The sequence below is a fragment of the Streptomyces sp. NPDC005302 genome (assembly GCF_040607345.1).
Lineage (GTDB): Bacteria > Actinomycetota > Actinomycetes > Streptomycetales > Streptomycetaceae > Streptomyces.
In genome coordinates this window covers 362,939-388,176 of sequence record NZ_JBEXGN010000001.1, presented here as the reverse complement: position 1 = coordinate 388,176, position 25,238 = coordinate 362,939, and the positions used below count along the sequence as shown (strand labels likewise).

The following is a 25,238-nucleotide window of genomic DNA, read 5'->3' as shown; positions in this document are numbered from 1 at the left end:
CTCTCGGCAGCATCGCGGTCCACGACCCCCGGGCCTCGCGGGTGCGGCGGGGCACCCGTCGGTCACATGGAGCACCACGACCGCCCGCTGCCGGAGCCCGGCGGACCTACACGACCACCCCGTGCTCGGCCAGCCACGGCACCGGGTCGACCGCCGACCCCATCTCCGGGGTCACCCGCACCTCGAAGTGCAGATGCGGGCCGGTCGAGTTGCCGGTCGTGCCCGACTGCGCGATCCACTGGCCGGCCGCCACCTGCTGTCCCTGGTCGACGGTCACCGCGGCGAGGTGCGCGTACTGCGTGTAATAGCCGCCCAGGTGCTCGATCACGATCTCGATGCCGAAGGCACCGCCGCAGGTCACCTTCACCACGCGGCCCGCTCCGGCCGCGCGCACCGGCGTGCCGATGGGAACGGCGAAGTCCTGCCCGGTGTGCCGGTTCGCCCAACGGTCACCCCCGCTCCCGAATCCCGCGGACAGCTCGTACGTCTCGACCGGCGTGACCCATGCCCGCGTCGAGTCCGGAGCCGGCTGGTCGAGACGGACCGCGCCCCGGCACGCTCCGGCGGCCACCGAGGCGTCCGCCTGGCTCTGCAGCGCCGACCGCGCCTCCTCCAGCTTCGCCTGGATGGTCCCCTTCATCCCGGCGAGCTCGCCGGTCCGTTTCTCCAGCGCCTGCCAGGCCGAGCGCGCCTTCCCCTCGTCGGCGCTGAGCCGGTCCTCGGCCCGCCTGCTCTTCGCGACGGAGTTGCCGACGGCCAGATCGGCCCGCCAGATGGCACGCTGACCGCGCATCAGGTCGTCGGGGTCCTTCGCCAGGAGGATCTGCGCGGTGTAGGGGAGGTCACCGCCCTGCCGGTACTGGGCGCGCGCGATCCGGCCCAGGTCCGCGTGCAGCACCGCGATCTCCTGCCGCTCCCGCGTCAGCAGCTGCTCGGCCCGCTCCGCACGGCCACGCTGCGCATCCGCGTCCCGCCGCCCCGCCTCGTACTGCCGCGTCGCCACGGCGGCATCCTCGTAGAGCCGCGCCACCTGAGCGCTGACGCCGGGTTCCGTCGCGTCGCCCTCGGCCACCGTCGGACGGGCGACGAGCACCGCGACCGTGCACAACAGCGCGGGCACGAGCAGGGGATGGCGACGAGAAGAGCGCATGCAAGCGATCGTGTCCCGCCCTGCCGGACCCGGCCTGTTCTAGGGGTGCACCCGGGGGACGGACCGTCACAAATGGCGCAGCGAACGGGCGTAACGAGTCCCGTCGCAACGTTCCCTGTGCGTACGGCGATTCAGTGCGGCACCTGCCACACCACCGTCGTGCCGCCCCCGTTCCGGCCGAGCCCGGGCCCGTACCAACTGGCGCCGCCCAGCGACTCGGCACGCCGCTTGAGATTCCTCAGGCCGCTGCGCCGGCCGCCCTCGGGGATACCGACACCGTCGTCCGCGACCGAGAGGCGCACCGCCGGCCGCCCGTCGGGCAGTTCGACGTTCGCGTCGACCACGACCTCGATGCGGGACGCCCCGGCATGCCGGAAGGCGTTGGACAGGGCTTCGCGCAGGGCGGCGATGAGGTTCTTGCCGGTGAGTTCGCCGACCACCGTGTCGACGGCGCCGACGAAGCGGTGACCGGGCTTGAAGCCCAGGGGGACGGCGGCCATGTTGATCTCGCGCAGGACGCGGGTGCGCAGACCCGACGGCACCTCGGCGGGGCCCTGCTGGAGGGCGAAGATGGCGGTGCGGATCTCCTGGATGGTGATGTCGAGTTCGTCGACCGCCTTGCCGACGCCCCGCTGCACCTCGGGCACGTTCGACCGGCGCTGCGCGCTCTCCAGCATCAGCCCGGTGGCGAACAGTCTCTGGATGACGAGGTCGTGCAGGTCACGGGCGATCCGGTCGCGGTCCTCGTAGACCGCGAGCCGTTCCCGGTCCCGCTGCGCCTCGGCCATCATCAGGGCGAGGGCTGCCTGCGAGGCGAACTGAGCGGCGAGCGTCCGTTCCGACACGGAGAACGGGCGCTCTCCGCGGCTCCGCGGGGTGACGAGGGCCCCGACGACCCGGCCGTCGCTCTGCAGGGGAAGCAGCATCACCGGACCGTAGGCGCCGGCGAGATCCGTAAGCATGCGCGGGTCGGTGGCCGCGTCCTCGACGAACACCGGCTCGCCCTCGCGGAGTTCGGCGACCACCTGGCTCTCCGCCGGGACGACCAGGCCGAGGGCCTTAGAGGGGTGTTCCGAGGCGACGGCGACGATCTCCAGCCCGCCGTCCTCCGCGGGCAGCAGCACGATCCCGGCCGCGGATCCGGAGAGCCTGCGTGCCTGTTCGGCGACGACCTGCAGGGCGTCCTCCGCATCGCCGCCGGCCAGCAGTGCGGTGGTGACGGCCACCGAGCCGTCGATCCAGCGCTCGCGCTGCTTGGCCGCCTCGTAGAGCCGGGCGTTGCCGATGGCGATGCCCGCCTCCGTCGCCAGCACCCGCACCATGTTGAGGTCGTCGTCCCCGAAGGCACCGCCGCCGCGCTTCTCGGCCAGGTAGAGATTGCCGAAGATCTCCCCCTGCACCGTGATCGGCACCCCGAGGAAGCTGTTCATCGGGGGATGGTCGGCGGGGAACCCGCACGAGCGCGGGTCCTCGGCCAGATTCGTGAGGCGCACCGGACCGGGATCATGGACGAGCGCGCCGAGCAGTCCCTTGTGTCCGTCGGGGAGCCGTCCGATGCGCTGCGCGGTCCCCTGGTCGACGCCGTGGAAGACGAAGTCCGCGAGTCCGTGCGCGCTCTCCGACACGACGCCGATGGCCGCGTAGCGCGCGTCCGTGAGATCGGCGGCGGTCTCGCAGATCCGGTCCAGCGTGGAGTGCAGCTCCAGCCCCGAGCCGACCGACCGCATCGCCTCCAGCAACCGCGGCACCCGGGCGTCCGGTTCGGCGTCCGGCCCACCGGGGCCCGGGCTGTCCACCCGGTCCGGCACGCCGGTGCCGCCGTCCGGAGCGGAAGAAGCGGAAGCTGCTGACATGTCCCCGAGCCTAGTTAGTCCTATTTGCGAGGGAAAGTCGGCCGCGAGAGACCTGCCCGTCCGGGACCGCTGGGGAGCATTCACCCGCCGGCGATCCGGGACTGCCCGGGCGAACCCGACTCGGCCCGGCCCGGGTGCAGCCGGGGCGGTGTCCCCGGCGCTCCTGGACTGCCGGGGCCACGGTCATCCCGCCGCCACACCCACCAGCAGATCTCCGGCGGTCTCCCGCTCCACCATGTCCCGCAGCGGTCCCTCCACGGCCGACAGCTCCGTGAACCCTCCGCGCTGGACCACCTGACCGTCCGCGAGCACGATCACCTCGTCCACCGCGTCGAGCCCGGCGAGCCGGTGCGTGATCAGCAGCGTCGTACGGCCCTCGGTCGCGCCGAGCAGATCGGCGGTGAGCGCGTCGGCCGTCGCCAGGTCGAGGTGTTCCGCCGGTTCGTCGAGGACGAGGACGGGGAAGTCGGCGAGGAGCGCACGCGCGAGGGCGAGCCGCTGGCGCTGCCCGCCGGACAGCCGTGCCCCGTGCTCGCCGATCAGCGTGTCCAGCCCGTCGGGCAGTCCGTCCACCCAGCCGATGAGCCTGGCTCGCCCGAGCGCGTCGCGCAGTCCTGCCTCGGTCGCGTCCTTACGGGCGAGGAGCAGGTTCTCGCGCACGGTGCTGTCGAAGAGGTGCGCGTCCTGCGCGCACAGTCCGACCAGCCGGCGTACGGCGTCCCCGTCCATCCCGTACGCGTCCACGCCGCCCAGCGTGTATGTCCCCGCTTCGGTGTCCAGGAACCGCAGCAGCACCTGGGCGAGCGTCGTCTTGCCCGCCCCGGAGATACCGACCACGGCGATCCTGCGGCCTTCGTCGAGTGTCAGGTCGAGGCCGGCCAGCGCGTCCCGGCTCTGTCCGGCGTGGCGGGCCCGCACCCCTTCCAGCCGCAGCGGGAACGGTGACGCGGGCGCCTGCCGCGGCCGCTCCGGTTCCCGTACGGGATCGGGGGCATCCAGCACCTCGTACACGCGCTCCGCGCTCTTGTGCACCCGCTGCCGGTACTGCACGGCGAGCGGCAGCCCCATGACGGCCTCGAAAGCGGCCAGCGGGGTGAGGACGACGACGGCCATCAGGACCCCGTCCAGTCGTCCGGCGGCGACGGCCTGGGCGCCGACGAGAGCGGTGGCCGCGACGGTCAGGCCGCAGACGAGCGCGGTGAGTCCGTCACCGAGGGCGGTTGCGGTGGCGGCCCGTGATGCGATGCGGGTCAGGACACTGTCGGCCCGCCGGGTGGCGGCCGTACGGGCGGGCAGGGCGCCCGCGACGGTCAGCTCGGCGGTGCCGGTGAGCAGGTCGGCCACCTGGGTCGCGAGCGCTCCGCGTGCGGGAGCCAGCCGTCGCTCGGCGCGGCGCGCCACGGCGCCGGTCACCAGGGGCACACCGACGCCGGCCGCCAGCAGCCCGACGGCGAGAGCCGCTCCGGCCTCGGGCAGCAGCCATGCGGTGAAGCCGACGGAGACGGCGGACACCAGGACCGCCGCTCCGGTCGGCAGCAGCCAGCGCAGCCAGTAGTCCTGCAACGCGTCGACATCGGCGACGAGCCGCGACAGCAGGTCGCCGCGCCGGGTGGTGCGGAGTCCCGCGGGCGCGAGTCGTTCCAGGCGCCGGTAGACGGCGACCCGGGTGTCGGCCAGCATCCGCAGCACGGCGTCGTGCGACACGAGCCGCTCCGCGTAGCGGAACACCGCCCGCCCGATGCCGAACGCCCGGGTGGCCGTGACGGCCACCATCAGATAGAGCACCGGCGGGTGCTCGGAGGCCCGCGAGATGAGCCACCCGGAGGTCGCCATCAGCCCGACGGCGCTTCCCAGCGCGAGGCTGCCCAGGAGCAGAGCGAGCGCGAGCGGCCCCCGCCGGGGAGCGGCCATCGCCCGGACACGGCCGAGCACGCCACCGCGCCCGCGCGGCACCGGCGTGGGTCCCTGTCCCTCCATCACGCCCGAGCCGGCCGCTTCGATGCCCCGGGCCCGCTCCGCACCCCCGGACCCGATGAGCGCGGGTTCCCCAGCCGAGTCGGTGAGCACCTCGGTGAGCCGGGCATCCGCGGGCGAGGCGGCCTCCAGAGGGACCACCCGGTCCGCCACCGCGAGCAGGGCCGGACGATGCACCACGAGGAGCACGGTCCGCCCGACGGCGAGACGCCGGACGGCCTCGACGACCTCCGCCTCCGTCGCTCCGTCGAGCGAGGCGGTCGGTTCGTCGAGGAGCAGCAGGGGCCGGTCCGCGAGGAACGCGCGGGCCAGCGCGAGGCGCTGACGCTGTCCGGCCGACAGACCGGCGCCGTCCTCACCGAGAAGGGTGTCCGCCCCGTCCGGCAGCGCGTCGACGAATCCGGCCGCGCCCGCGTCGACGAGGGCTCCGCGTACCGCCGCGTCGTCCGCGTCGGGTCGGGCCAGCCGTACGTTCTCGGCGATGGACCCGGCGTACAGATGCGGTCGCTGCGGTACCCAGGCGATCCGGGAGCGCCATTCCGCGAGGTCGGCTTCGGAGAGATCGACTCCCCCGGCCCTCACCCGGCCCGCTGTGGGCTCCACGAATCCGAGCAGGACGTTCAGCAGCGTCGACTTGCCCACGCCGCTGGGCCCGACGAGGGCGACCGTCTCACCGGGCGCGACGGTGAAGGAGACATCCGAGACCGCGTTCGTGGAGCGTCCCGGATAGCGCACGGTCACGCCCTCGAAGCCGAGCTCCCCCGCCGGCGGGCGCAGCGATCCGGTGGCCGTCACGGGGGTCTCCAGCACCGCGAAGATCTCCTCCGCCGCGGCGAGCCCCTCGGCGGCGGCGTGGTACTGGGCCCCCACCTGGCGCAGCGGCAGATACGCCTCGGGCGCCAGGACGAGGATGACGATCCCCACGTACAGGTCCATCTCGCCGTGGACGAGCCGCATCCCGATGGTCACGGCGACGAGGGCGACCGAGATGGTGGCGAGCAGCTCCAGAGCGAAGGAGGACAGGAAGGCGATCCGCAGCGTCCGCATGGTCGCCTGCCGGTACTCGCCGGTGATCTTCCGGATCGACTCGGCCTGCGCCTTGGCCCGGCCGAACACCTTCAGCGTCGGCAGCCCCGCGACGACGTCCAGGAAGTGTCCGGAGAGGCGCGACAGCATGCGCCACTGGCGGTCCATCTGGGCGCGGGTGGCCCAGCCGATCAGGATCATGAAAAGAGGAATCAGGGGAAGCGTGCCGACGATGATCGCCGCCGACACCCAGTCCTCGGTGACGATGCGCGCCAGCACCGCCACGGGGACGACCACCGCGAGTCCGAGTTGCGGCAGGTAGCGCGAGAAGTAGTCGTCGAGAGCGTCGACGCCCCGCGTGGCGAGGGCCACCAGCGAACCCGTGCGCTGGCCGCTGAGCCACCCGGGGCCGAGGAGTGCGGCTCGTTCCAGCAACCGCCCCCTCAGCTCCGACTTGACCGCGGCGCTCGCCCGGTGGGCGGCCAGCTCGGTGAGCCAGGCCACCACGCCCCGCCCGACGGCGACCGCCACCACCAGCGCCAGCGGTGAACGCAGTTCGGCCGCGGAGAAGCCGTGCTGGAAGGCACCCACCACCACTTCGGCGATGAGCATCGCCTGGGCGATGACCAGCGTCGCGCCGACGACACCCAGCACCACGACCGCCAGGAGGAACAGGCGGGTGGCTCGGGCGTACCGAAGCAGACGCGGATCGATTGGTTTCACGTGAAACACACCCTTGGCTCATCAGGCACGTTTCACGTGAAACATGCCCACTACGTCGGACTCAGTGCGACACATCCGCGGCGATGTGGTGCGTACCGATGCGCTTGCGGAACACCCAGTAGGTCCAGCTCTGGTAGAGCAGGACGATCGGCGTGGCGATGCCGGCACACCAGGTCATGATCTTGAGGGTGTACGGGCTCGACGACGCGTTGGTGACCGTGAGGCTCCAGTCGTCATTGAGCGAGGACGGCATGACGTTCGGGAAGAGCGTCAGGAAGAGCATCGCGACCGCGGCCACGATGGTGACTCCCGAGAACATGAACGCCCAGCCCTCCCGGCCGGCGTTGACCGCCACCAGCGCCGCGACGAGCGCCACCGCGGCAACGACCAGCGCGGCCAGCGATCCGCCGTCACCGTTGTCGACCTGGGTCCAGAGCAGGAAGGCCAGTGCCAACACCGCTGTGATCAGGCCGAGTTGCAGGGCGAGCTTGCGGGCCCGCTCCCGGATGTCGCCGACCGTCTTCAGGCCCACGAACACCGTCCCGTGGAAGGTGAAGAGGGTCAGGGTGACCAGGCCGCCGAGGATCGCGTACGGGTTGAGCAGGTCCCAGAAGTTGCCCACGTACTCGAAGTTCCGGTCGATCTTGACGCCCCGCACGATGTTGCCGAAGGCCACACCCCACAGGAACGCCGGGATGAGCGAGGTCCAGAAGATCGCGGTCTCCCAGTTCCGCTGCCAGTGCTCCTCGGGGCGCTTCGCCCGGTACTCGAAGGCGACGCCGCGCACGATCAGGCAGACCAGGATGATCAGCAGCGGCAGGTAGAAGCCGGAGAAGAGCGTGGCGTACCACTCCGGGAAGGCCGCGAAGGTCGCGCCGCCCGCTGTGAGCAGCCACACCTCGTTGCCGTCCCACACGGGACCGATCGTGTTGATCAGCACCCGCTTCTCGGTGCGGTCCCGGGCCAGCAGCTTCGTGAGGACACCGACTCCGAAGTCGAAGCCCTCCAGGAAGAAGTAGCCGGTCCACAGGACCGCGATGAGGACGAACCAGACGTCGTGAAGTTCCATGACTCAGCAGCTCCCTGGGCCTAGTAGGAGAAGGCCATCGGCTTGTCGGCGTCATGGGAGTCGCCGCCGATCCTGGTGGGCGGGTTGAGGTCGGCGTCCGTGAGCTCGGGGGGTCCCGCCTTGACGTACTTCACGAGCAGCTTGACCTCGATGACGGCGAGGATCGCGTAGAGCGTGGTGAAGACGATCATCGACGTGAGGACCTCGCCCTGCGAGACGGTGGGGGAGACCGCGTTCCGGGTCTGCAGAACGCCGTACACCACCCAGGGCTGACGGCCCATCTCCGTGAAGATCCAGCCCCAGGAGTTGGCGATCAGCGGGAAGCCGAGGGTCCAGATGGCGACGCGCCATCCCCACTTGGTGAACGTCGGACCGAGGGCCTTGTTCTTGAAGAGGACGAGATGCGGGACCTCGTCGTCGCCGACCCTCAGATGCTGCGGCAGCATGAACTTCTTGCGGGTCAGCCAGAGTCCGACGATGCCGATCGCGAAGGACGCCATGCCGAAGCCGATCATCCAGCGGAACGCCCAGAAGGTGACCGGGATGATGGGCCGGTAGTCGCCGGGCCCGTACTTCTGCTGCTCGGCCTTGTTGGTGTCGTTGATGCCCGGGACGTACGAGTTGAAGTTGTCGTCGGCGAGGAACGACAGTATCCCCGGGACGGAGAGCTCGACGGAGTTGTGGCCCTTGCTCACGTCTCCGTAGGCGAAGATCGAGAACGGCGCCGAGTTCTGGCCGTCCCACAGCGCCTCGGCGGCGGCCATCTTCATGGGCTGCTGCTTGAACATGACCTTGCCGAGCGTGTCGCCGCTGACCGCCGTGAGCAGGCCTCCGATGACGACGGTGACAAGACCGAGCCGCAGCGACGTCTTCATGATGCCGATGTGCTTCTTGCGGGCCAGATGGATGGCGGCGATGCCGACCATGAAGGCGCCGCCGGTCAGGAAGGACGCCGAGAGGGTGTGGAAGGCCTGGGTGAGCGCGGTGTTCTGGGTCAGTACGTGCCAGAAGTCGGTGAGTTCCGCGCGCCCCTTCGTCTTGTTGATCCGGTAGCCGACGGGGTGCTGCATCCACGAGTTGGCCGCGAGGATGAAGTACGCCGACAGGATCGTGCCGATCGAGACCATCCAGATGCAGGCCAGGTGGATCTTCTTCGGGAGCTTGTCCCAGCCGAAGATCCACAGCCCGATGAAGGTCGATTCGAAGAAGAAGGCGATCAGGGCCTCGAAGGCCAGCGGAGCGCCGAAGATGTCTCCCACGAAGCGTGAGTAGTCGGACCAGTTCATACCGAACTGGAACTCCTGCACGATGCCGGTGACGACGCCCATCGCGATGTTGATCAGAAAGAGCTTGCCCCAGAACTTGGTCGCCCTGAGGTACTTCTCGTTCTCCGTCCGCACCCAGGCCGTCTGCAGGCCGGCGGTGAGCGCGGCGAGCGAGATCGTCAGGGGGACGAAGAGGAAGTGGTAGACGGTGGTGATACCGAACTGCCATCGCGCCAAAGTTTCCGGCGCCAGAGCCAATTCCACGTCGCAGTCTCCTTACGTCACCGTGGTCACAGCGGCAGTTTGCCCGCTTTGTCACGGACATCACGGGAGCAACCAGGACACGTTTGTGAACGCGTTCACATTCACAAGCAATTATGACGCATGCCCGTTCGAGCCTTGACACGTGGGGGGTCCCTCAGCGGGAGCGGGGACGGCGGCGGTGATCGACCCGACGGATCGGGACCTTACGACCGAAGATCGCGCATACGTCGAATACGGCCGACAGCCGACGGAACCCGGCACGGCCCGAGAGTCCCGCTACGGGGGCTCGGCGAGGCCGGTCCGGGCTCGGGGGGGGGCCGGGCCGACGGCCGGGGAAACGCGACGGGGACGGTACCGGCGGGCGCCGGCACCGTCCCCGTCGCGGATGACTACAGCTCCTGGCGGAACGACTCGCACGCCTTGACGAAGATGTCGTTCGCCTCGGTCTCACCGATGGTCACGCGGACGCCCTCGCCCGCGAACGGACGCACGACGACACCCGCCTGCTCGCAGTGGGCCGCGAAGTCGACCGTCCGCTCCCCCAGACGCAGCCACACGAAGTTGGCGTGCGTCTCGGGAACCGTCCAGCCCTGACCGCGCAGGGTGTCGACCACCCGGGTGCGCTCGGACACGAGGGAGCCGACCCGGCCGATCAGTTCGTCCTCGGCACGCAGGCTCGCGACGGCGGCGTCCTGCGCCAGCTGGCTCACACCGAACGGCACGGCCGTCTTGCGCAGTGCCGCCGCCACCGGCTCATGGGCGATCGCGAAACCGACCCGGAGGCCGGCCAGACCGTACGCCTTGGAGAAGGTGCGCAGCACGCAGACGTTCGGCCGGTCACGGTAGATCGCCACGCCGTCCGGCACCTCGACGTCCCGGATGAACTCGCGGTACGCCTCGTCCAGCACCACCAGCACGTCGCTCGGCACCCGGTCGAGGAACCGCTCCAGTTCAGCCCGGCGCATCACGGTGCCGGTCGGGTTGTTCGGGTTGCAGAGGAAGATCAGCCGGGTGCGGTCGGTGATCGCGTCGGCCATCGCGTCCAGGTCGTGCGTCTCGTCCGGCTTCAGCGGCACCTTCACCGAGGTCGCGCCGCTGATCTGCGTGATGATCGGGTACGCCTCGAAGGAGCGCCACGCGTAGATGACCTCGTCACCCGGGCCGCTCGTGGCCTGCAGCAGCTGCTGAGCGACGCCGACCGAGCCGGTGCCGGTCGCGACGTGCGACACGGGAACGGCGAAACGGTCCGCCAGCTCGTTCACCAGCCCGGTGCACGCCATGTCCGGGTAGCGGTTGAACGAGTCGGCCGCGGCGGTGACGCTCTCGATGACACCGGGCAGCGGCGGATAGGGGTTCTCGTTGGAGGACAGCTTGTACGCCACGGCACCGGCCGCGGCGGGCTTGCCGGGCTTGTAGGTGGGGATCCCCGCCAGCTCGGCACGCAGCTTGGGGCTCGTCTCGCTCACCGCAGTCCTCCTCGTGACCACCAGCGGCTCAGACCGCCACCGGCTACCAATGCTTCTCACCTTATGAGGATTCGGCTCCGCTGCGAATGGCCTGTGGACAACCGGACACTGTCCGGCCTCCCACACCGTGATCCAGCACGGGAGGGGAACGGCACCCGCATGCCGTCCGAACAGCCGGGCATCCTTGTACGAAGTTGCACGAATAGGGGGCGCGTCGGCGTTCATCACATGCGCCGGTGGCCCGCGCCGTGGCGCGCATCCCTCGTACAGGTGAGTTGAGACCTCTTCGAAACATGGCCCACTTGGCAGGCCCATGCGCGCCGACAAGTCACGTACTGGCATTGGATCGTTCAACTACCTTGGTTTCCAAGGAAGTTAGCACTTTTTGACCATGCAGAAACGTGCCTGTCAACGCGTGCATATGCGTCCGCACTACCCCACCTCATGAGCCCTACTATCGGCTCGCCATGACAGCAGCAGGGAAGCACCAGGTGAGCCGGGCGGAGACCACCCGCCGAGGCGGTCGACCGGGCCGAGCGGGCATCAGAGACGTGGCCGCGGCCGCGGGGGTCTCCATCACGACCGTGTCCGATGCCCTCAACGGCAAGGGCCGGCTCCCGGACGCCACCCGACGCCATGTCCGCGAGGTCGCCGACCGACTGGGTTATCGCCCGTCCGCGGCGGCCCGAACCCTCCGTACGGGCAAGTCCGGCCTGATCGGCCTGACCGTGACCACGTACGGGGATGAACCTTTCACCTTCACCGAGTTCGCGTACTTCGCCGAGATGGCGAGAGCCGCCACCTCGGCAGCTCTCGCACGGGGATACGCCCTGGTCATCCTCCCCGCCACCTCCCGCCACGACGTGTGGTCGAACGTGGCCCTGGACGGAACCGTGGTCATCGACCCGTCCGACCAGGACCCCGTCGTCAGCGAGCTGGTCCGCCAGGGCTTACCCGTCGTCTCCGACGGCCGCCCGGCCGGAGCGCTCCCGGTCACCGCCTGGGTGGACAACGACCACGAGGCCGCCGTCCTCGGCATCCTCGACCACCTGGCCGCGGCCGGCGCGCGCCGCATCGGACTGCTCACCGGCACCACTACGGACACGTACACCCACCTCTCGACGACCGCCTATCTGCGCTGGTGCGAGCGTGTGGGCCAGGATCCGGTGTACGAGGCCTATCCGGCGCACGATCCGTGCGCCGGAGCCATCGCAGCCGACCGCCTCCTCGCGCGGCCCGACCGCCCCGACGCCGTCTACGGTCTCTTCGACCCGAACGGCACCGACCTGCTGGCCGCGGCCCGCCGTTACGGTCTGCGCGTACCCGAAGACCTGCTCCTGGTGTGCTGCAGCGAGTCCACGGTCTACGCCAGCACCGAGCCGCCCATCACGACACTCTCCCTCAAACCGCGCAGAATCGGCACAGCCGTCGTCCAGCTCCTCATCGACGCCATCGAAGGGGTCGAATCGGACCAACCGGTCGAGCAGGTGATACCGACGGAGCTCATCGTGCGGACCTCCTCGCAGCGCAGGCCGCCGCGGACGACGGTCAGTCCGCCCCGATCACCCGAAGAGGGCTGACCCCGAAACGACAAGGGCGGGGAAAGCCCCGCCCAATTCGGGCGAAATCCACGGTGGAGCGGGCTCCTGTTCCGATTCACCACCCCTGGGTCATCACATGGCGCGATCCGCATTCCTATGATGGGCGGACGACACCGCGGGCCGCTGCGACCAGGCAGTCCGAACAGGTGCAGATGCGGCGCGATGGTGGTGGAGGGGTCGATGACTCAGGGGGCCGGTCAGGGACCCGAGGTGATGCGGACGGCGACGTTGCGCGACTTCCGGGTTCCCGCTTACGTCCACGAGACCGGTCCGTACGCGCAGAACACGCCTCAGGGCGAGGGCGCCGGACCCGTCGGGCAGTCGGGGCTGTACCCGTCGGGAGAGCCCTCGCCGTACGCGGTCATGGACTCCACGGAGGACTTCCCGGGCGAGCTCCCGGGAGAATTCCCCGAGGGATACACGCCCACACAGCGCGATCTGCCGGTCATCAACCGAGGTGACACGGTTCAGGTCTCCGTCGACCCCGCGGCCGTCCCGGTGCCCGACGAGGGCCCCGGACCGCTGTACGTCGTCGGTGACGTGCACGGCTATCTCGACCAGTTGGTCGCCGCGCTGCAGGAGCAGGGGCTGCTCGACGCCGCGGGCAACTGGTCCGCGGGAACCGCGCGCCTGTGGTTCCTCGGCGACTTCACCGACCGCGGGCCGGACGGCATCGGCGTGATCGACCTCGTCATGAGGCTCTCCGCCGAGGCGGCCGCGGCAGGCGGTTACTGCAAGGCGCTGATGGGCAACCACGAGCTGCTGCTCCTCGGCGCCAAGCGGTTCGCCGACACCCCCGTCAACTCCGGCGCGGGCACCGCCACCTTCCAGGCCGCCTGGCTGCTCAACGGCGGCCAGAAGACGGACATGGACCGCCTCCAGGACCATCACCTCCAGTGGATGGCCCGCCTCGACGCCATGGAACTCGTCGACGGGCACCTGCTGGTGCACTCCGACACGACCGCCTACCTCGACTACGGCGACTCGATCGAAGCGGTGAACGACACCGTCCGGGAAACCCTCACCCGCAACGACGCCGACGAGTGCTGGGACGTGTTCCGCAAGCTCACCAAGCGCTTCGCCTTCCGCGACGACGGCGGCGCCGAGGCCGTCCGCGAACTGCTCGGCACCTACGGCGGGACGCGCATCGTCCACGGTCACAGCCCCATTCCGTACCTGCTGGGCGACGTCGGCACCGAGGAGGGCGAGGACAACACCGGACCCGTGGTCGAGGGGCCGCACCTCTACGCCGACGGCCTCGCCATCGCCATGGACGGCGGAGTGACCATGGCCGGAAAGCTACTGGTCCAGCAACTTCCGTTGGATATCTGACCGTTCACCGGGCAGGCCTCCCTCCGGTGGAGCGCGCCGGCCAGGGGCCAATTTCTGGAAACCCCCTGTCACGGCGTGCCGTCACCGCTCTACCATCGGCTTATCCGTAGCAGGCTCCCCTCCGTTTCTGCCCAACGGCTCGTCAGCGTGCGAGCCATCAGCCCTACGGAGCATCGGGGGATGCAGATGAACAGCGTTCCGCAGCACCTGCTGAGCGAGGACCGCCAGGACTACGAGCGGATCCTCGACGAGGCGCTGCGCTCCGCACCACACCGCCCGGAACTCGCCGCTGTCGGCCAGCGGCTCAACCTCGAACAACTGCGCACCATGGCGCTCAACGCCACCGCCCTCATCACGACGGCCGCGGCGGACGAGTACGCGCACTACGTGAAGGTCCGCGAGGAACTGCGCCGCCCGGTGCCGTCCACCCCCGTCGTGAGCGAGGAGAACGGCTCCCCGGAGCCGGGCGTCGACGCGATGGGACTCGCCGCCACCGTGGGCGAGGTCACCGAGACCGCCGGCGCCGGTGCCATCGCCGTCGTCGCGGTGCTCGCCCCCGTCCTCGCCGGGACGGCCGCGGTGATATTCCTGCTCGTGGGTTACATCCTCAAGATGCTCGACCCCGAGCCGGCCATCGCCCAGACCCTCCTGACCACCGGGTGGGTCTTCGGCGCGGTCACCGCCGCGGCGATCCTCGTCGCCGCGGCCGGACTGCTGCTGACCGCCCTGCGCAACGGTTCGTCCTCGCTCCTGGCGGGAGCGGGCGGCGAGTCGAGCGAACAGGTCAACCGTGCCAGGGACGCCTGGCACGATGCCCTGCTGGAGCGCGGCATCCTGCCGTTCTTCCGGGAAGCCCTCGCGGATCCGGGCTCGGTGGCCCTGGACCGCGCCACGCCGGCGCCCAGCCGCATTCCGCATCTGGGCTACGACCGGCCGGGGTTCAGCAGCCCCGACGGCGGGCCGGCGGCCGGTCCGCGCCCGAGTTTCTCCAGCCCGGACTTCTCGAGCCCGGACTTCGGGGGGCCGGAACACCAGCCCGAGTGACCCGGACGGCAGACGGCCGGGGACCAGGGGAGTAGGGGGCCCGCGCAGGCGCGCGGGCCCGCACGGCTGCCTCGGGTCGGGTGACGGCCGGTCCTCCGGCCGGCCCGCCCCGTCGTCGTCGTCGTCGTCTCAGACGATGCCCAGCCGCCGTGCCTCGCGCATCCACGACGGGAACTCGGACAGCAACCGGTCGTAGAGTTCCGCATCCGGTACGTGGCTGATGTCGTCGACGGCGAAGAAGCCCACGTTGTCGACGCGCCGGCCCGGCAGCGTGTCGAACCGCTCCAGCACGCCGTAGTTGGACCGCCCCAGACCCACGAACTGCCAGAAGACCGGCTCGTCCACGGCCTCCCGCAGCTCGGTCTCGATCTCCTTGTTGCGGTAGACGCCGCCGTCGGAGAAGAAGAGCACCAGGGTGGGGGCGGCGGCCGGGTGCTCACGGACGTACGTCCGCACCTCCGCGATCACCTTCTGCTCCTCGTTCTGGATCCCCACCGCGCGCATGTCGACCTGGCCCGGCAGCAGGCCCTTGCGCGGCTTCTTCCGCCGGAACAGCGTCAGTTCACCGACCCGGACATGACGCTCCAGCCACACCGGAAGCTCCCCGAGCGCGAGGTCCGGCAGCCGGGCCGGGTTCGATGCGAACGTCCATGCCTGCATCTCACCGTCGTCGTCGAGCTGCGCGGCCACCGCGGCCATCCGCTCCACGACGTCGGCCACGACACCCTTCGAATACAGGAACGACATGGATCCGGAGGCGTCCAGAACCAGGATGACGCGCGCCGTCACTCCCTCCGCCCCGTGCTTGCGCAGGCTGACCGCCACCTGCTCCTTCCTCAGGGAGAGCCGCTTGCGCATGTCCACCGGCAACTGCTCCTCGCCCTTGCCCGGCCGCGGAGCGGAGGCGGCGGCCGGGGCAGCACCCACCGGCGCCCCTGGCGAAACGGGAGGCGCGGACGGCGCCGGAGCGCTCGCATACGGTGCGGCGGCGGGCGGCGAGGGGGCGGCCGATGCTGCCGGTGCGGGCCACGTCACGGCGGCGGGCCGGGCTGCCGGGGCAGCGGGCGCCGGTGGGAACACGGAGGTGGGCGCCGGTGCCGAGGGCGCCGGGGCCCCCGTGACATCCGGTTCCTCGTCCACACTGATCCCGAAGTCGGTGGCCAGGCCCGCGAGTCCGGACGCGTACCCCTGTCCCACCGCGCGGAACTTCCACTGACCGGCCCGCCGGTACAGCTCGCCCCCGATGAACGCCGTCTCCGTCGTGGCCTCCATCTCGAACAGCGCCAGCTCCCGGCCCGTCCCGGCGTCGAGCAGCCGCAGCCGCAGCCCGGACAACTCGCCGAAGGTGCCGCCGTCGGCCGAGGCGCCGAGCACGACCCGCTCGATCTCCGGTTCCAGGGCCGCCAGGTCCACTCCGACCGTGTCCGTCGTAGCGCCGCCGTCCCGTCGCTTCCCCAGGTGGCGCACGGCACCCGAGGCGTGCTGAGGCTGGTTGTAGAAGACGAAGTCACCGTCGTCCCTCACCCGCCCATCGGCACGGAGCAGCAGGGCCGAGGCATCGGCGTCCGGCGCGCCGGAGCCCCCGGACCAGCCGAGCTCGACCTGCACCGCCTCGACGGCGACGGGAAGGTTGCCGCCCTTGCTCATGGATGTCGCTGTCATGCGCCCAGTCTGCCCAGAGATCCGGGCATCGGGCCCGCCCGATACACGACCAGGCGCACGCGTCTCCCTCCGCCGGCCCGTCTCCCGCCCCGGGGGCGGCGGCCCCCGCGCTGGTCTCGGACCCCCGGTATCGGCTCGCTCTCAGAGCGACCCGATGGCGTCCGTCGCCGCCCGGACGAACGCGCGCAGCCGCTCGGTGGCGTTGGCCTCCTTCCAGATCAGTCCCCTCTCGATCGGTGGCGCGTCATGCAGGGGCACGTAGGCGACATCGGGGCGGGGGTAGTAGCGGCGGGAGTGCTCCCCGACCGGCAGAACGCCCCGGCCCATCGCGACGAGGGTCAGCATCTCCGAGAACGACTCGCCGACCGGCCCCTTCGGAACGGGTCTGCCCGACGGAGTGCGGTCCGGCGTGCGGTCCCGCTTGAACCCCGCGGAGGTCACGTGCGGGTACTGCACCACGGGGTGGTCGGCGAGCACTTCGACGGACACGCCCTCCTCGCCTGCGAGCGGATGACCGGCCGCCACCGCGAGCACCCGCCCCTCCCGCAGCAGCGTGGGCCCGCAAGCCATCCCGTCGAAGGGGTACGACGCGAGCAGGAGGTCGATCGAACCGTCCACGAGGCTTGCGCGTGAGTTGGCCAACTGGACCTCCCGCACGTCGACACGGCAGTCCGGGTGCCGCTCCCCGAACACCGCGACCGCTCTGAGCAGTGCGGGCGCCGTCCACTCTCCGAGGAAGGCCACCCGCAACTCCCCGGTGATCCCACGGCTGGCGTCCCCTGCCCGTCGCAGCGCCTCGTCCATCGCGGCGACCAAGGGCACCAGGTCGTCGGCCAGGCGGCGTCCGATCGGGGTGAGCCGGACCGAGCGGCTGTTACGTTCGAACAGCGCGCCGCCCACCTGACGCTCGATCTTCTTGATCACCTGACTGACACGTCCGGTCGTGATCAGCAAGCGTTCGGCGGTGCGGCCGAAGTGCAGCTCCTCGGCCAGCGCAAGGAAGGTCTCGATCTCCAGCCGCTCCAGCACGATTCCTCCGGCGTTAAATCTGGCTCAACGGTCGTACGCCGATCCTGCCTTGATGGAGGTGGCCGTACGGCGGATCGTAGAAGGCGTCACCACGGCCTTCCGGGACACCCCGGCCAGGTCCTCGTCTCGTCTCCTCATCTTTCATCCGAGCCTCCTCCTGGGGCCCCTCTTCCGAACGGGAACCACATGACTTCCTCGGAGATCACCTCCTACCTGGACAACCTCGACGGTCCGCTGCACGAGATCGCCGCGAAGATCCGCCCCGTCATCGACAGCGCCCTCCCCGAAGCATCCGGCGCCCTGTGGCACGGACACCCCACCTGGAGCCTCGGCGACAGACCCGGCCGCACCCCGGTCTGCCTGCTCAAGGCCTATACGACCTACGTCACCTTCGGTCTCTGGCGCGGCCAGGACGTGGCCGACCCCTCGGGCCGGCTGGTGGCCGGGTCCCGCCGGATGGCCTCCGTGAAGCTCAGCAGTGTCGACGAGGTCGACCCGGCCCTGTTCACCGAGTGGCTCCGCCTCGCCGTGGCGCTGGAGACGTCATGAGCTCCGTGCGTGTGAGGGCCTTCGACCACCTTGTGCTGACCGTCGGGGACGTCGAACGGTCCCTGGACTTCTACATCGGCCTGCTCGGCCTGGAACCCGTCCGCGTCGCCGAGTGGCGCGTCGGTCAGGCCCCGTTCCCGTCGGTACGGGTCACCGAGGAGACCATCATCGACCTGGTCGCCGGCGCCCGAGGGGAGTCGAACGTCGACCACATCTGTCTCACGGTGGAACCGCTGGACTGGGACGAGGTGGTCGCATCCGGCACCTTCACCGTCCTCGACGGACCCGTCCCGCGCTTCGGCGCTCGCGGCACGGCCACTTCGCTCTACGTGCGCGACCCTGACGGGAACACCGTGGAGCTGCGCTGGTATCCGCAGGACACCAGCGCATGACGGGCCGGCGCCCGACCAACGGCCGATCGACGGCACGCCGGTCGCGGCCCGGGGATTCGGTGACCCGGACCGCGACCCGCGGGACAACTCAGTCGGCCAGCGGCAGATAGACGCGGTTGCCCGCCTCCGCGAACTCCCGGGACTTCTGGAGCATGCCTTCGGAGATCTCGGCCTCCGAAGCACCCGCAGCCTTGTCGCCACCGAACCGTTCGTTGATGCTCTGGCTGATCTTCATCGAGCAGAACTTCGGTCCGCACATCGAGCAGAAGTGGGCCGTCTTGGCGGGCTCGGCCGGCAGCGTCTCGTCATGGAACTCCCGTGCAGTGTCCGGGTCGAGAGCCAGATTGAACTGGTCCTCCCACCGGAACTCGAAGCGGGCATCGGACAGCGCGTCGTCCCAGTCCTGCGCACGGGGGTGGCCCTTGGCGAGATCGGCCGCATGAGCGGCGATCTTGTAGGTGATGACGCCGGTCTTGACGTCGTCACGGTTGGGCAGCCCCAGGTGCTCCTTGGGCGTCACGTAGCAGAGCATGGCCGTGCCCCACCAGGCGATCATGGCGGCACCGATGCCGGAGGTGATGTGGTCGTACGCGGGCGCGACGTCGGTGGTCAGCGGGCCGAGCGTATAGAACGGAGCTTCATCACAGATCTCCTGCTGAAGGTCGATGTTCTCCTTGATCTTGTGCATCGGGACATGCCCCGGGCCTTCGATCATCGTCTGTACATGGAAACGCTTCGCGATCGTGTTGAGTTCCCCGAGCGTCCTCAACTCCGCGAACTGCGCTGCGTCGTTGGCGTCCGCGATGGAGCCGGGCCGCAGACCGTCGCCGAGCGAGTAGGTGACGTCGTACGCGGCGAGGATCTCGCAGAGCTCCTCGAAGTTCTCGTACAGGAAGGACTCCTGGTGGTGCGCCAGGCACCAGGCCGCCATGATCGAACCGCCGCGCGAGACGATGCCGGTCTTGCGGTTCGCGGTGAGCGGCACGTACGCGAGGCGGACGCCCGCGTGGACCGTCATGTAGTCCACGCCCTGCTCGGCCTGTTCGATGACCGTGTCCTTGTAGATCTCCCAGGTGAGTTCCTCGGCACGGCCGTCGACCTTCTCCAACGCCTGGTAGAGCGGCACCGTTCCGATGGGGACGGGGGAGTTGCGCAGCACCCACTCACGGGTGGTGTGGATGTTCCGCCCGGTAGACAGGTCCATGACAGTATCGGCGCCCCAGTGAGTCGCCCAGGTCATCTTGTCGACCTCTTCCTCGATGGAGGAAGTGACGGCGGAGTTGCCGATGTTGGCGTTCACCTTCACCAGGAACCGCTTCCCGATGATCATCGGCTCGATCTCGGGATGGTTGACGTTCACGGGCAGCACCGCCCGACCGGCGGCGATCTCCTCACGCACGACCTCGGGTTCGACGCTTTCCCGAATGGCGACGAACTCCATCTCGGGGGTGATCTCGCCGCGGCGGGCGTACGCGAGTTGCGTGACCGCCTGACCGGATCGCCCTCGTCGAGGCTGACGCGGCCGCCCCGGGAAGACCGCGTCGAGATTGCGCAGACCGCCGCGCGGCGATGTGTGCTTGATCCCGTCGTCCTCCGGAAGGACGGGACGACCCGCGTACTCCTCGGTGTCGCCGCGAGCGATGATCCAGTTCTCCCGCAGCGGCGCCAGTCCCCGGCGCACATCCGTGTCGATGCTCGGATCCGTGTACGGGCCCGAGGTGTCGTACAGCGTCACGGACTGCCCATTGGTCAGGTGCACCTGACGGACCGGCACGCGCAGATCGGGGCGCGTACCCCCGACGTACGCCTTGTGCCAGCCGATGGACTTCCCGCCCTCATCGTTCTCAGACGGCGACGAAGTGCCGTCCGTCTGGCTGGAGGCAGGCGTGCGTACGTCCTTGTTGGTCATGAGACCTACTCCCTACGCCGGCATTACCCGGTAACAGGTTCGGCGGTCGACGCAGCGGCTTCCGTTCGCCGATGTTTCATGTGAAACATCGCGAAGACGGAGGTCAGCGCCCTCTCAGCCCGGTGCTCCGAGCTCCCGCGTGTGCAAAGGTGACTCCACGCTAGCGTCATATCTGGCGCGGTGAACAGGGGGCCCTTGCCGTTCTTGCGATGATCGGTCGGTGACAACGACCCAGCAGCCATCGTTCCCCCCGTCCGAGCCACCGCGCCGTCCGGGCTCCGACGACGGCCGTGGACGCGGTCCCGGCACCAGTCGCGGGCACGGACCTGGGTCGGCCGATGACCAGGGATACGGGCCCGGTTCCGGCCCCGGAAACCGCCCCGGTCCGAGACCGGGCAGCGGAAGCGGCGACCCCGGTGACGGTGACCGACAAGGGCAGGGCCCCGGTGACGGCCATGGGCGCGGGTCTGGTGGTGGACAGGGTCAGGGTCACGGGCACGGACCGGGCGGCGGGCACGGACCCGGCTCCGGCGGTGGGCACGGGCACTCCCACAACCACGGCCCTGCGGCGCCCGTCTCGAAGCATCTGCGCAAGGTCATCGCCGCGGTGTTGATCCCCTTCGCGGCCGCGGTCGCCGTGGGCCTCGTCGTGCTGTGGCCCGGTGGCGCACCGGCTCACGAACACACCGGTGTCGGCTTCGACCGGCAGACCCAGAACGCGACGGTCACCAAGATCGTCCAGGTGGACTGCAAGTCCGTCAACGCCTCGGGGGAGACGCCGACCGGCGACACCTCCACGGCCGAGGGCTCCTCCGCGCAGCAGCAGGCGACGGGCGAGTGCAAGCGGGCGACCATCCGGATCGACACCGGCAAGGACAAGGGCCGTACGTTCACGGAGATCGTCCAGCCGGACCAGTCACGGCAGTTGCACCAGGACGAGAAGGTCATCGTCGCGTACGAGCCCTCGGCCCCCAAGGACCTCCAGTACTCGGTGGCGGACGCGAACCGGAAGCTCCCGCTGACCCTGCTGGCGGGCCTGTTCGCCGTGGTCGTCGTGGTGGTGGGCCGGATGCGCGGCGTCATGGCGCTGATCGCTCTGGCCATCAGCTTCATGATCCTGAACTTCTTCATCCTGCCCGCCATCCTGCAGGGGTCGAACCCTCTGATCGTGGCGGTCGTCGGGTCCAGCGCGATCATGCTGATCGCGCTCTACATGTGCCACGGCCTGTCGGCCCGAACATCCGTGGCAGTGGTCGGCACCCTGCTCTCCCTGCTGCTGATCGGCATCCTGGGCTCGGTGTTCATCGACTGGGCCGTCCTGACCGGCAACACGGACGACAACACCGGCCTGATCCACGGCCTCTACCCGTCGATCGACATGAGCGGTCTACTGCTGGCCGGAGTCATCATCGGCTCGCTCGGTGTACTCGACGACGTGACGGTGACGCAGACATCCGCGGTCTGGGAGCTGCACGAGGCGAACCCCACGATGGGCTGGCGCGGCCTGTACCGGGCGGGCATCCGGATCGGCCGCGACCACATCGCGTCGGTGGTCAACACGCTCGTCCTGGCCTACGCGGGCGCCGCGTTGCCGCTGCTGCTGCTCTTCTCGATCGCGCAGAGCAGTGTGGGCACCGTCGCCAACAGCGAACTGGTCGCCGAGGAGATCGTGCGCACGCTGGTCGGATCGATCGGCCTGGTCGCCGCGGTGCCGGTGACGACCGCGCTGGCCGCTCTCGTGGTCGCGGCGGACCGTGAGGGGGCCCCGGCCCTCTCGGTGGAGCCCGCGGGCGCCAGGATGCCGGCCAGGAGCGGGAAGGGCCGCCGCCGCAAGCACTGAGCCGTACCTGACGACCGCGTGCGCCTGGCCGTCCCCTGGCGGGCGCTCCCTGCTGAGGAAGCGTTACTCCGCCCGGGGGTGACGAGGTTTCAGCCTGCGCTCTGCTCCTCCGCCAGAATGCGGTCGAGCGCGTCGTCCAGGTAGGTGTCGAACCCGTCGAGCGACCGCTCCTGGCCGAGCGGCACAAGCTTGTCCGTGCGGTCGAGGAATGCGACGAGCGGCGCCGTCCCCGAGCGGAACAGGGCGTGGTCGGAACCGACCTGAAGCCTGATCAGTACTTCGCCGAACGCCTCCGGGTCGGCCGGCGCGATGTGCACATCACCGTCACCGCATGCCCTGCCCACCCCGTCGATGAGCAGCTCCCGCCCGAACGCCCAGGTCACCGGCGCGTCGCCGGGCAGGTGGAAGGTCAACCGTACGGCGTACGGATCGCGGGTCTCGTAGCGCAGTTCCACCGGAATGCGGAAGGACAGCTCCTCGGAAACGAGGAAGCTCATCATGACTTCTGCCTGCACCGACTCGCGCATCGCCTACCCCGTCGTTCGCTGTCACCTGGCCGGGAATCATCCCCTGGCACAGCTGAAATATTGCTCAACGTGCACGACAGATCACAAGGAGTGAGTTTTCAGATACTGATAGAGATGCCGAGTGACCCCAGGACCAGGCCGATCTCGCTCTGCAACTTCCGCGTCGCGAGGAGCAGTCGGTCGGCTTGATGTGAGGGCAGGGAAAGGGCGATTGACCCGGCAGTACTGCCCACAGTGATGGGGATGGCGGCGCAGACGGCGCCCAGCGCGTACTCCTGCCGCTCGATCACCGGTTCCATGCGAGCGGTCCGTTCCAGGCGCCGCAGCAACCGGTCTTCGTCACGCACCGTGTACGGAGTGAGGGACTGCACCGGGTAGCGAGCGAGGTGGTCGCGCCGTGATTTCTTGTCCAACTGGGACAGCAGGCACTGGCCGATCGCGTGCGCGTGCCCGGTCTCGCGGAAGTCGGCCCACTCCTCGACCGCGGGGTTCGCGGGAGTGTCGGCGACGCACATGACCTCGATCTCACCCTCGCGGTAGATCGCGTAGTAGACGGGAGCTCCGATCGCGTCCCGCCAGCGGGCGAGCGTCTCGCTCACCGTGCTGCGACGTTTCTGCTGGGCTCCGCTGCTGCTCAGGCGTTCGGCGGCGTCGCCGAGGAAGAACAGCCCCTTGTCGCGGCGCAGATACCCCTCGTGGACGAGGGTGCGCAGCAGGTGGTACGCGGTCGGCAGCGCGAGTCCGGCCTCCCTGGCGAGCTGTTTGGCGGGGGCTCCCTGGTCGCGCGCGGAGACCGCCTCGAGCAGGCGCATGGCCCGCTGCACCGAGCCGATCAGCGTGGTGGGGTGCGGGTCCAGGGGTGCGGCTTCGGGCTCCGGGGAAGGGACACGCGCGGTGCGTACCGCTCCGGACGCAGGGGGGCGGGGAGCGGAGGCCGACGGGCGCGCGCTTCCCGTGGGCATGTCCCCCTGCCGTGTACGGGGTGCGGGAGACTCGGCCGCCGGACCGGGCGGAGTGGCCCGCTCGCCCGGGGAGGCCGGAGGGGCCGGCGCCGTGCGGGGCAGTGGGGTCTCCCCCGGGGACGTACGCGGCTGCACCGGTGGGACACGGGCCGCCGCGGGTTCGCCCGATCGCTGGAGGGGCGGAGCGACGGATGGTGCGGGTGCGGTGTCAACCGTGGACAAGGGGCACTCCCGAAGCGCGAGGAGGACCGCCCGTGCGGGGGAACACGGGAGGGGGTGTGCGCTGCCCGCGGGGATCGACCCCCGCGTCGAATTCCGGACTTTAACCGTCGGCCGCCGCTCACAGCCGTCCTCGCCGGAAACTTCCCTCGCCCGAGGGAACCTTGGGTTCCCTTTCCCCCCACACCGTTACCGATCGCTCACCCTCTCGCGCCTCACCAGTCGCTGCGCGAGGACGAACCCGACATGAACTTCCGCACGACGTAGATCAGTCCGCCGACCAGCGCGACGAAGACGAGCAGCTTGAAGAGCAGGCCGATGACGAAGCCGACGACGCTCGCTATCAGGCCACCGAACACCACCAGGGCGATGACCGGCACCGCGACCCACTTCACCCACCACGGCATACCGTCGAAGATCTCTCGCATCGCCTTTTTCCTTGCCTCTTCTCGCCCGTGGTCCCAACATCGGGACGCCGATTCCGGGTTCTCTGATGTCCTGCGTCGATGCTAGGTCGCGGAGGGGGCCGCACGGGGCCCTCGCGCCCCTTGTCCTCCCCTGACCGTCCCCCTAGGGAACCCTGAGACGCCGAGTCAGCTCTCGGGGGGAGAGAACATCACCAGGACCCGGAGATCCTCGGTGATGTGGTGGAACTTGTGGGCGACCCCGGCGGGTACGTAGACGACGCTGCCGCGTGCCACCGGGGTGGTCTCCAGCCCGACCGTGATCGACGCACGACCGCTCACCACGAAGTACACCTCGTCCTGGGCGTGCGGGTTCTGGGGGTCGTGCTCCCCCGCGTCGAGGGCGTACAGCCCGACCGACATGTTCCGCTCACGCAGGAACTGCAGGTAGGCCCCGTCGTTGGCGGCGCGTTCCGCCTCCAGTTCGTCCAGCCGGAATGCCTTCATCGTCCTCGTCCGCTGTCGTGCACCGCGGGCCTTGTCCACAGCCCGCTACGTGCTTGTCGATCTCGTCTGCCACGATCAGACACATGAAGAATTTCGTAGTCAAGACGATCGCCAACGCGGGGGCCCTGGCCGTCGCCGTATGGCTGCTCGACAAGATCACCCTCACGGGCGACAGCACGGGCAAGAAGATAGGCACCCTGCTGCTCGTCGCGCTGGTCTTCGGACTGGTGAACTTCCTGGTCAAACCGGTGGTGAAGGTGCTGACCTTCCCGCTCTTCATCCTCACGCTCGGCCTGATCACCCTTGTGGTGAACGCCTTGATGCTGCTGCTCACCTCGTGGCTCGCCGACAAGCTCGACCTGAGCTTCCACGTGGAGGGCTTCTGGACCGCCGTCCTGGGCGGCCTGATCATCTCCGTCGTGTCCTGGGCACTGAACGTCGTCCTGCCCGACGGCGACGAGGACTGAGAGA

20 protein-coding genes and 1 riboswitch are annotated in these 25,238 nt (G+C 69.8%); of the genes, 7 read left to right on the top strand and 13 right to left on the bottom strand.

The features are described from left to right. Positions 1-106: 106 nt before the first annotated feature. The 6 genes from ABZT74_RS01680 to hisC form a co-directional block, all read right to left on the bottom strand. Entirely contained in the window at positions 107-1,150 is a 1,044-nt protein-coding gene (locus ABZT74_RS01680; protein ID WP_356432888.1) for a M23 family metallopeptidase, read from the bottom strand. A gap of 131 nt (positions 1,151-1,281) precedes the next feature. Next, positions 1,282-2,877: a GAF domain-containing protein gene (locus ABZT74_RS01675; RefSeq protein ID WP_355872140.1), complete on the bottom strand. Its 1,596-nt coding sequence runs from the start codon at positions 2,875-2,877 to the stop codon at positions 1,282-1,284. A gap of 309 nt (positions 2,878-3,186) precedes the next feature. Then, positions 3,187-6,735 (bottom strand): thiol reductant ABC exporter subunit CydD, encoded by a 3,549-nt coding sequence (gene cydD, locus ABZT74_RS01670; protein ID WP_356432885.1) that lies wholly within the window; start codon positions 6,733-6,735, stop codon positions 3,187-3,189. Between the two features lie 52 nt (positions 6,736-6,787). Next, on the bottom strand, positions 6,788-7,795 hold the full coding sequence (gene cydB / locus ABZT74_RS01665; RefSeq protein ID WP_356432883.1) for a cytochrome d ubiquinol oxidase subunit II: 1,008 nt from the start codon (positions 7,793-7,795) through the stop codon (positions 6,788-6,790). A gap of 20 nt (positions 7,796-7,815) precedes the next feature. Beyond that, entirely contained in the window at positions 7,816-9,324 is a 1,509-nt protein-coding gene (locus ABZT74_RS01660) for a cytochrome ubiquinol oxidase subunit I (RefSeq protein WP_356432881.1), read from the bottom strand. Between the two features lie 389 nt (positions 9,325-9,713). Further along, a complete protein-coding gene (gene hisC, locus ABZT74_RS01655; RefSeq protein ID WP_355872010.1) occupies positions 9,714-10,790 on the bottom strand; it encodes a histidinol-phosphate transaminase in 1,077 nt (358 codons plus the stop codon). A 467-nt stretch (positions 10,791-11,257) separates the two neighbouring features. On the opposite strand from hisC, the gene ABZT74_RS01650 reads away from it, so the two are divergent. The 3 genes from ABZT74_RS01650 to ABZT74_RS01640 all read left to right on the top strand — a co-directional run bounded on the left by ABZT74_RS01650 (position 11,258) and on the right by ABZT74_RS01640 (position 14,767). After that, a complete protein-coding gene (locus ABZT74_RS01650) occupies positions 11,258-12,370 on the top strand; it encodes a LacI family DNA-binding transcriptional regulator (RefSeq protein WP_355872013.1) in 1,113 nt (370 codons plus the stop codon). Positions 12,371-12,571: 201 nt separating this feature from the next. Next, complete coding sequence (locus ABZT74_RS01645) at positions 12,572-13,723, top strand: metallophosphoesterase (protein ID WP_356432879.1); 1,152 nt, start codon at positions 12,572-12,574, stop codon at positions 13,721-13,723. 180 nt (positions 13,724-13,903) lie between these two features. Further along, complete coding sequence (locus ABZT74_RS01640) at positions 13,904-14,767, top strand: hypothetical protein (RefSeq protein ID WP_355872019.1); 864 nt, start codon at positions 13,904-13,906, stop codon at positions 14,765-14,767. A gap of 129 nt (positions 14,768-14,896) precedes the next feature. Here the strand turns inward: ABZT74_RS01640 and ABZT74_RS01635 are convergent, their stop codons facing one another. Further along, positions 14,897-16,429, bottom strand: coding sequence for a VWA domain-containing protein (locus ABZT74_RS01635; RefSeq protein ID WP_356432877.1), 1,533 nt, complete (start codon positions 16,427-16,429; stop codon positions 14,897-14,899). 141 nt (positions 16,430-16,570) lie between these two features. Next, positions 16,571-17,458 carry a LysR family transcriptional regulator gene (locus ABZT74_RS01630; protein ID WP_356169223.1) on the bottom strand — a complete coding sequence of 296 codons (888 nt, stop codon included), beginning with the start codon at positions 17,456-17,458 and terminating at the stop codon, positions 16,571-16,573. Positions 17,459-17,644: 186 nt separating this feature from the next. Here ABZT74_RS01630 and ABZT74_RS01625 point away from each other — a divergent pair, with 186 nt between their 5' ends. After that, complete coding sequence (locus ABZT74_RS01625) at positions 17,645-18,007, top strand: DUF1801 domain-containing protein (protein WP_356169221.1); 363 nt, start codon at positions 17,645-17,647, stop codon at positions 18,005-18,007. Beyond that, positions 18,004-18,399, top strand: coding sequence for a VOC family protein (locus tag ABZT74_RS01620; RefSeq protein WP_356169218.1), 396 nt, complete (start codon positions 18,004-18,006; stop codon positions 18,397-18,399). The genes ABZT74_RS01625 and ABZT74_RS01620 overlap by 4 nt, the downstream gene beginning before the upstream one ends. An 88-nt stretch (positions 18,400-18,487) precedes the next feature. Here ABZT74_RS01620 and thiC read toward each other — a convergent pair whose 3' ends face one another. Continuing rightward, positions 18,488-20,308 carry a phosphomethylpyrimidine synthase ThiC gene (thiC, locus tag ABZT74_RS01615; RefSeq protein ID WP_356432875.1) on the bottom strand — a complete coding sequence of 607 codons (1,821 nt, stop codon included), beginning with the start codon at positions 20,306-20,308 and terminating at the stop codon, positions 18,488-18,490. Further along, positions 20,301-20,457: riboswitch (TPP riboswitch) on the bottom strand. (Overlaps the previous gene by 8 nt.) A 71-nt stretch (positions 20,458-20,528) precedes the next feature. Between thiC and ABZT74_RS01610 the strand changes: the two genes are divergently transcribed. Then, entirely contained in the window at positions 20,529-22,148 is a 1,620-nt protein-coding gene (locus ABZT74_RS01610) for a YibE/F family protein (protein WP_356432873.1), read from the top strand. Positions 22,149-22,237: 89 nt separating this feature from the next. On the opposite strand, the gene ABZT74_RS01605 is transcribed toward ABZT74_RS01610, so the two are convergent. From ABZT74_RS01605 to ABZT74_RS01590, 4 genes are all read right to left on the bottom strand, one after another. Next, positions 22,238-22,675: an SsgA family sporulation/cell division regulator gene (locus ABZT74_RS01605; protein WP_081218297.1), complete on the bottom strand. Its 438-nt coding sequence runs from the start codon at positions 22,673-22,675 to the stop codon at positions 22,238-22,240. Positions 22,676-22,773: 98 nt separating this feature from the next. Continuing rightward, positions 22,774-23,637 (bottom strand): helix-turn-helix domain-containing protein, encoded by an 864-nt coding sequence (locus tag ABZT74_RS01600; RefSeq protein ID WP_356432871.1) that lies wholly within the window; start codon positions 23,635-23,637, stop codon positions 22,774-22,776. A gap of 434 nt (positions 23,638-24,071) precedes the next feature. Beyond that, positions 24,072-24,284, bottom strand: a complete 213-nt coding sequence (locus tag ABZT74_RS01595; RefSeq protein ID WP_355872040.1) for a DUF5326 family protein — start codon at positions 24,282-24,284, stop codon at positions 24,072-24,074. Between the two features lie 165 nt (positions 24,285-24,449). After that, complete coding sequence (locus ABZT74_RS01590; protein ID WP_081221685.1) at positions 24,450-24,767, bottom strand: cupin domain-containing protein; 318 nt, start codon at positions 24,765-24,767, stop codon at positions 24,450-24,452. An 83-nt stretch (positions 24,768-24,850) separates the two neighbouring features. Between ABZT74_RS01590 and ABZT74_RS01585 the strand changes: the two genes are divergently transcribed. Beyond that, positions 24,851-25,234 carry a phage holin family protein gene (locus tag ABZT74_RS01585; protein ID WP_355872043.1) on the top strand — a complete coding sequence of 128 codons (384 nt, stop codon included), beginning with the start codon at positions 24,851-24,853 and terminating at the stop codon, positions 25,232-25,234. Positions 25,235-25,238: the final 4 nt, after the last annotated feature.